Here is a 7,701-nt window from a genome sequence, read left to right as displayed (position 1 = left end):
GTCGCGTAAGCTAAACTAATAAAAAATTAAAAGCCAACTTCTCTTAGAAAGCTGGCTAATTAAAAGAAAGCTAGGAGGGAACCCGATGAATAAAGGGCGCGTTACGCAAATCATGGGTCCGGTTGTAGACGTTAAGTTTGATGGCGGAAAGCTACCAGAAATCTACAACGCCCTTACGGTAAAACAAAGCAACGAAAACGGAAGCATGAACTTAACATTTGAAGTTGCACTTCATTTAGGTGATGATACAGTTCGTACAGTTGCGATGTCTTCCACAGATGGACTTGTTCGTGGCACAGAAGTAGAAGATACTGGTAAAGCAATTTCTGTACCAGTTGGTGATGTAACACTTGGACGTGTATTCAACGTATTAGGTGATGCAATTGACTTAGATGGTGAACTTCCTGCGGATGTACACCGTGATCCAATTCACCGTCAAGCACCTGCATTCGAAGAATTATCTACTAAAGTAGAAATTCTTGAAACTGGTATTAAAGTAGTAGACTTACTTGCTCCTTACATTAAGGGTGGTAAGATCGGCCTATTCGGTGGTGCCGGTGTAGGTAAAACAGTATTAATTCAGGAATTAATTAACAACATCGCACAAGAGCACGGTGGTATCTCTGTATTCGCTGGTGTAGGTGAGCGTACTCGTGAGGGTAATGACTTATACCACGAAATGAGCGATTCTGGCGTAATCAAGAAAACTGCGATGGTATTCGGACAAATGAACGAGCCACCTGGAGCACGTCAACGTGTTGCATTAACAGGTTTAACAATGGCTGAGCATTTCCGTGATGAGCAAGGACAAGACGTACTTCTGTTCATCGATAACATCTTCCGTTTCACGCAAGCGGGTTCTGAAGTATCTGCCCTTCTTGGTCGTATGCCATCTGCGGTAGGTTACCAACCAACACTTGCAACAGAAATGGGTCAATTACAAGAGCGTATTACATCTACAAATAAAGGGTCTATCACGTCTATCCAAGCGGTATATGTACCAGCCGATGACTATACTGACCCAGCACCAGCTACAACGTTCGCTCACTTAGATGCAACAACAAACTTAGAGCGTCGTTTAACACAAATGGGTATTTACCCAGCCGTAGATCCATTAGCATCTACATCTCGTGCACTGTCTCCAGAAATCGTAGGAGAAGAACATTATGAAGTAGCTCGTCAAGTACAACAAACTTTACAACGTTATAAAGAACTTCAAGATATCATCGCTATCTTAGGTATGGATGAGTTATCTGAAGAAGATAAGTTAGTTGTACATCGTGCTCGTCGTATTCAATTCTTCTTATCTCAAAACTTCCACGTAGCTGAGCAGTTTACAGGTCAAAAAGGTTCTTACGTACCTGTAAAAAATACAGTTAGTGGTTTCAAAGAAATTCTAGAAGGAAAATATGATGACCTTCCAGAAGATGCATTCCGCTTAGTAGGTGGCATTGAAGAAGTTATTGAAAACGCGAAGAAAATGATGGCGTAAGGCCTTAGGAGGGACGAAGTATGAAGACATTTCCAGTCAGTATTGTAACTCCTGATGGACCGGTTTACGAAAAAGAAGTAGAAATGGTAAGTGTAAAAGCAGAGAGTGGGGAAATGGGGATCTTACCAGGTCACATTCCAACTGTTGCACCATTAAAAATTAGTGCAGTTCGTCTGAAAAATGGTGGACACACTGATTATGTAGCAGTAAGCGGTGGCTTTATCGAAGTTCGTCCAGATAAAGTGACTGTATTATCATCATCTGCTGAAGAAGCAAACCATATCGATATCCATCGTGCAAATGAAGCGAAGCGTCGCGCTGAGCAACGTATGCAAGATAAACAAGCACATGTTGACTTTAAACGTGCAGAAATGGCCTTGCAACGTGCCGTGAACCGTTTAAACGTTTCTGATATGAAGTAAAAAAATCCGTAAGGGCCCTTGCCTTTACGGATTTTTTTGTCTATTTTATGGAGAATTTTACAAAACTGGTATAATTATATTGATGCTTGTATAAGTAGAAGTGTACAACAATTTATATTTTATGAAGGGGATGAATCAATGATTGGTGAAATGAAACGAGAAGCATTGTACTCTTTAAAGGGAAAATGGGGACTAGGTGTTGGGTCAACAATTTTATATTTTATTTTAAGTTATGTCGTTTCGATGGCTGCAATGCTTATACTATTAATTCCAGGAATTATTATATTTCTCTCAGTTGTAAGTTTAACTGGATCATTTGAAGAGGAAACGATGTCAATTGGAGCAGGTATTACCTTTGGGATTTTTTATTGCATTATGATAATTTTGAGTAACGCATCGTATGGGATTACATCATATGGTTATACAAATGTATTTTTACAGATTAGTAAACGAGAAGATGCTAAAGTAGATCACTTATTTGAAGGATTTCGCGGTTTTAAAAGAATGATGAAAACAATGTGGGCAATGCTTGCAATTTTGTTATATACAGGTACATGGATTCCGATGCTGTTAATAGGCTTATTTGCATTGTTAGGTGAAGAAGGGAATACGTCATTTGCAATAGCTTTCTTCGTGCTATTAGCGATTTCAATTGTTGGTATGATTGTGATGTATTTTTCTTATGCGCTGACGTACTATGTAATGATTGAAAGTCCAGAATATAGTGTTTCGCAGGCGATGAAGGAATGTAAGAATCTTATGAAGGGGCATAAGTTAGATTTGTTTCTTTTATGGCTGAGCTTCATAGGATGGGCTATTTTAGCGCTTCTTACTTTTGGAATAGGCTTTCTTTGGCTTAGTCCGTATATGAGTACAACGACAGCACACTTTTATCGCTACATCTCAAAAGGTGAATTGCAATAGAAACATGCTATACTAATAGAATTATTGTGTATAGGAGGCTAAATATGATTAGTGATCTAAAAGGAGAAGCACTAGATTCATTAGAAGGGAAATGGGGATTAGCAGTCGGAGCCACATTACTTATTTCTGTTATAATGATCACTTTTAACTTTATTGTTGATTTTTCGTTTACACAAATTTTGGGTTGGGAAGATATGAAAAACTCCATGATAGTAGATATTATTACAACTTTTATGGTAGGTCCATTAACGTTAGGTGGCTATTATTTAGCGCTACATATAATTCGAGAAAAAGACGCGCGTATTGGGCATATATTTAGATGGTTTACAGCAGGAAGTAAGTTTATAAAGTCATTTTTATTATATATAGTAGTGAACATTTATATTTTCTTATGGTTTTTACTATTTATTATTCCAGGCATCATTAAATCATTCTCTTATGCGATGACGTACTTTATAATAAATGATCATCCTGAGTATTCCATAAATCAAGCTATTACAGAAAGCCGTCGTATGATGGATGGGCATAAGATGGAGTATTTCATTTTATGTTTAAGTTTTATCGGTTGGTTTATATTGAGTTGTATTACGTTAGGGATTGGATTCTTATGGTTAATTCCATATTTCTACACAACATCTGCGGCTTTTTACGAAGAAATCGCAGAAGAATATTATGAGAAAAAAATTTAGCACTATAAAACCCCCAGTATGAATTATTTGTTCATACTGGGGGTTTTTTGTAGAAACTTTATAAATTGATTACTAGTAAGTGGTTTACTGAAATAGTAACCTTGCATATATTTACAGTTATGTTTTTGCAGAAACTTAAGCTGTTTTTCGGTTTCAATTCCTTCGGCAACGACTGAAAGATTTAAAGTATTTGCGAGGGAAAGGATTGTAGAAACGATGGCTCGTTCTTCAGGACGATGATCGGCTAATTGTGTGAATTCTCTCGGTACTTTTAATGTGTCGATTGGAAAAATTGATAAATAAGCAAGAGAAGAATACCCAGTACCGAAGTCATCAATGGAAGTTTGGATACCGTATTCTTTTAATTGCTTCAGTCTTAATAACGTTTCTTTCTCGTCAATCATTGCAATTCTTTCTGTTAACTCAAGTGTGACATATTTTGGGTCGACGCTTACGTTGTTTAATATTTGTGAAATGTTTTCGATTAATTGATCTTGCCGGAACTCTTTTGCGGATAAATTAACACTTATTTTTAAATTTTGGTAGCCAAGGATATGCCATATTTTTAATTGGAGACAAGCTTCTTGTAATACCCAATGTCCAAGTGGGACTACTTGTGGCGTCTCTTCTACAATTGGAATAAACTCACATGGTGAAATATCACCTAATAGTGGGTGTTTCCAACGTATTAAAGCTTCAGCCCCGATGATTTTATTTGTTGTCGTATCAATTTGTGGTTGATAGACGAGATGAAATTCTTTGTTTACTAAAGCAATTGGCAGATCTTTTTCAATTCGAGCTTTTCGTTCCATTTTTTTATATAGTTCTTTCGTGTAAAGAGAGCTACCGTTTTTTCCTTTATTTTTTGCTTCGTACATGGCCATATCAGCATGCTGCAAAATGGATAGCGGATCTTCACCTGCTTCAGGATATATTGCAATTCCGATACTCGGTGAGATTTGTAAATGTTGATTTTCGATTTCAAATGGCTCATTCATGGCCGCTACAATTATATCAGCCATTTTTTGGACATCTGGCTTTTTTTTGTAATTTTCGATAAGGATTGTGAACTCATCTCCAGCTAGCCGCGCGAGTTTCATATTTGATGTTGATATTCTTTCGAGCCTTTTTGCTACTGCGATGAGCAATAGGTCTCCTACTCGATGACCGAGGGTATCATTAATAACTTTAAAACGGTCTAGGTCGAGAAACATAACAGCAAAAGGCTTTTTCGATATTTTTGCTCGTGCAATTGCCTGTTCCAAATGTTGATGAAATGCACGACGATTTGCAAGCTCTGTTAAAGTATCATGGTATGCTAGAAAATTAATCTGTTCTTGCTGTTGTTTGCTTTCCGTAATATCTTTAATCATTAAATAAACCCCAGAAATTTTCTCTTTTAAAAAGATCGGTACGGCGGTAACGTGCAAGTAGTAAATATCTCTGTTTTTATGATACGCCCGTATTTCTAAAGAGATAGAATGTCCCTTTTTTACACGATGAAAGGAATTAATCATTTCTTCTAAATCTTCTTCGTATATGAGTGAATAGTAAGGCTGGTTTAATAATTCATTCGTTTGATAACCGAGTAAAGTAGTACCAGCGTTATTTACTTTGAGAAAATTGCCGTATAAATCTAATGTGAAGATTGGATCTGGATGATGCTCGTATAAAGATTTAAACATTTGTTGATTATGATAGAGTTCATTTTTCTGTTCTACTAAATCTTCTGTACGTAGTTTAATTTGTTTCTCGAGTTCTGAGTTGAATTGCATTTGAGCTAGCAATAATATTTTATTTTGTTTTCGAACTAAACTATGACGTATGAGAACGAAAGAGAAAGTTATTATAAGACCAATTACTATAATAGGCGCAAAGACGTATTCAACTAATATAAAAAGAATAAGTGTTACTACTGAAATATAAGGCAATGATAATCGGATTGATTCACCAATTTTAGGTGTTAGTAGTACTTGCTCTTGTTTTTCAGGTTCTTTTGTATGGAGAATACAGGCGATTGCTACTAGTACTAAGGTTACTTGATAGAAAGGAGTAACTGTAAACATAGAATACTCTGGTATGAAGTATTTTATATAAGCATAAATCGCATCTGTAGTAGCATATAAAATTAAAGCACTGCTAAGAAGCGCACCAACCTTTTTAGGTAATAAGGATAGTGGTTTGAATAAAAGATTGATTCCTATTAAGAGAAAGAGTAAATCAACCATTGGATAGGTAAGTTGAACAAATATGTCGATATAGGATGTTGTAAAAACGTGAATGGTTCGTTCAATAAGTAAGTAGTAACTTAAAGTAAATTGGGCTGTAACGATAATACAAATATCACATAGCATAAAAAGTTTTTCTGATAAATCTCGGTTATAAATGATTTCGTATAGAAAGGCAAATGCAAAAGTAACTAAAAAAAGTAAGTAAAAAAGGTCAGATGGATCAACGAACGTATAGAAGTCCTTTACAATTAAACGCTGATAGGCAACGACTATATCACCGATAAAATAAGAGAGAGCTCCAACAGATAATATAATCCAAAATAAACGAGATAGCCCTTCTTTCATGTTTGAAAAGTAAAGTATATAACTACAAGCGATAATATCAATTAATAGGGTACTCATTCCGATTAATAGCTGAAAAGGAAATGAATATTCATATAGAAAAGGCATCGCTACGTAGTGAATCGTTATAGACAGCAATACAATGCTTATAAGAATACTTACATGTGTTTGTTTTTTCATTTATATCACCTACGGTTTCTTGAAAAGCGTATATAAGTTTTATATTTATTTTGCACAGTTATAGCGAGTTGTAAAAATAGATTTTAATAATTCTTGTTTCTGTCTCCCAACATATCGACATAGGAATTTGAAGTTTGCTATAATGATTAGAATAGTTGCATTATTTAGAAAAATTTAAAAATAATAATTACTGCAACTAGGACATATTGTTTACTATGTGAACTTGTTCTTAATTTAGGGGGGAGGGTTTCACAATGGCAAGTGTATATGAAAATAGTTATATGATCGTTTTGATTTTCTTGCTATTAGGTATATTGCTGCCGGTAGTGGCTCTTACATTAGGAAGGATGCTGCGCCCAAATAAGCCAAGTGCAGCAAAGGCGACGACGTATGAGAGTGGAATTGAGCCGTTTCATGATGCAAATATTCGGTTTCATGCTCGTTATTATATTTTCGCTTTATTGTTTGTGATCTTTGATGTAGAAACTTTATTTTTATATCCTTGGGCTGTTGCGTATGACAAGCTAGGTTTATTTGCATTAATTGAAATGCTCATCTTTGTTGTAATGTTGCTAGTTGGATTAGCGTATGCTTGGAAAAAGAAGGTGTTACAATGGTTATAAATTTTGAGGAATTACATCCAAATGAGCGAGCAGAATTAGAACGAAATATCTTTTTTTCTACATTGGAGCAGTTGAAAGGATGGGCGAGGAGCAATTCTTTATGGCCAATGACATTCGGACTGGCGTGCTGTGCAATTGAAATGATGGGAGTAGGCTCATCACATTACGATTTAGATCGATTTGGGTCATTTTTTCGGACTTCACCAAGACAATCGGACGTCATGATTGTATCGGGAACAGTAACGAAGAAGATGGCTCCTATTGTTCGGCGCTTATATGATCAAATGCCCGAACCGAAATGGGTTATTGCGATGGGATCTTGTGCGACAGCAGGTGGTCCGTATGTAAATTCATATGCTGTTGTGAAAGGTGTAGACCAAATCGTACCAGTTGATGTGTATATTCCTGGTTGTCCCCCAAATCCGGCTGCTTTAATTTATGGAATTAATAAATTAAAAGAAAAAATTCGTTACGAAGCAAAGACCGGGAAGCAGGTGACGAATAAATGAGTAATCCAAACAAAGACTTAGAGGATCTGAAAAAAGAAGCAGCTAGGCGTGCAAAAGAAGAAGCGAGAAAACGCCTTGTAGCGAAACACGAGGCGGAAATAAGTGAGCTTGAGGCAGAAAATCAAGAAAAAGAGAAAGCGCTACCAAAAAATAATGATATTACTATAGAAGAAGCAAAACGACGTGCAGCAGCGGCAGCAAAAGCAAAAGCGGCGGCGTTAGCGAAGCAGAAAAGAGAAGGAACAGAAGAAGTAACGGAAGAAGAAAAAGCGAAAGCAAAGGCAAAGGC

General features: G+C 36.3%; 7 protein-coding genes and 1 pseudogene. 7 read left to right on the top strand and 1 reads right to left on the bottom strand.

Annotation, left to right across the window (positions count from 1 at the left end):
- Positions 1-85: 85 nt before the first annotated feature.
- The 4 genes from atpD to MR167_RS29305 all read left to right on the top strand — a co-directional run bounded on the left by atpD (position 86) and on the right by MR167_RS29305 (position 3,527).
- Complete coding sequence (gene atpD, locus MR167_RS29320) at positions 86-1,492, top strand: F0F1 ATP synthase subunit beta (RefSeq protein ID WP_001032597.1); 1,407 nt, start codon at positions 86-88, stop codon at positions 1,490-1,492.
- Between the two features lie 20 nt (positions 1,493-1,512).
- Positions 1,513-1,914 carry a F0F1 ATP synthase subunit epsilon gene (gene atpC / locus MR167_RS29315; protein WP_000847214.1) on the top strand — a complete coding sequence of 134 codons (402 nt, stop codon included), beginning with the start codon at positions 1,513-1,515 and terminating at the stop codon, positions 1,912-1,914.
- Between the two features lie 138 nt (positions 1,915-2,052).
- Complete coding sequence (locus MR167_RS29310) at positions 2,053-2,838, top strand: DUF975 family protein (RefSeq protein WP_242316088.1); 786 nt, start codon at positions 2,053-2,055, stop codon at positions 2,836-2,838.
- Between the two features lie 44 nt (positions 2,839-2,882).
- On the top strand, positions 2,883-3,527 hold the full coding sequence (locus tag MR167_RS29305; protein WP_000622478.1) for a DUF975 family protein: 645 nt from the start codon (positions 2,883-2,885) through the stop codon (positions 3,525-3,527).
- A 23-nt stretch (positions 3,528-3,550) separates the two neighbouring features.
- Here MR167_RS29305 and MR167_RS29300 read toward each other — a convergent pair whose 3' ends face one another.
- On the bottom strand, positions 3,551-6,280 hold the full coding sequence (locus MR167_RS29300) for a putative bifunctional diguanylate cyclase/phosphodiesterase (protein ID WP_242316087.1): 2,730 nt from the start codon (positions 6,278-6,280) through the stop codon (positions 3,551-3,553).
- 254 nt (positions 6,281-6,534) lie between these two features.
- Between MR167_RS29300 and nuoA the strand changes: the two genes are divergently transcribed.
- The 3 genes and pseudogenes from nuoA to MR167_RS29285 form a co-directional block, all read left to right on the top strand.
- Positions 6,535-6,903 carry an NADH-quinone oxidoreductase subunit NuoA gene (gene nuoA / locus MR167_RS29295; protein ID WP_000179273.1) on the top strand — a complete coding sequence of 123 codons (369 nt, stop codon included), beginning with the start codon at positions 6,535-6,537 and terminating at the stop codon, positions 6,901-6,903.
- Entirely contained in the window at positions 6,894-7,412 is a 519-nt protein-coding gene (gene nuoB / locus MR167_RS29290) for an NADH-quinone oxidoreductase subunit NuoB (protein WP_000236331.1), read from the top strand. Before nuoA ends, nuoB begins: the two co-directional genes overlap by 10 nt.
- A pseudogene (locus tag MR167_RS29285) lies at positions 7,409-7,701 on the top strand (NADH-quinone oxidoreductase subunit C); the annotation flags it as partial. The gene nuoB and the pseudogene MR167_RS29285, both read left to right, overlap by 4 nt.

Origin of the sequence: Bacillus cereus group sp. BfR-BA-01355, from assembly GCF_022663675.1 — a bacterium.
Lineage (GTDB): Bacteria > Bacillota > Bacilli > Bacillales > Bacillaceae_G > Bacillus_A > Bacillus_A thuringiensis_S.
The sequence above is the reverse complement of the archived record's forward strand: the minus strand, read 5'-3'. Positions and strand labels throughout refer to the sequence as shown.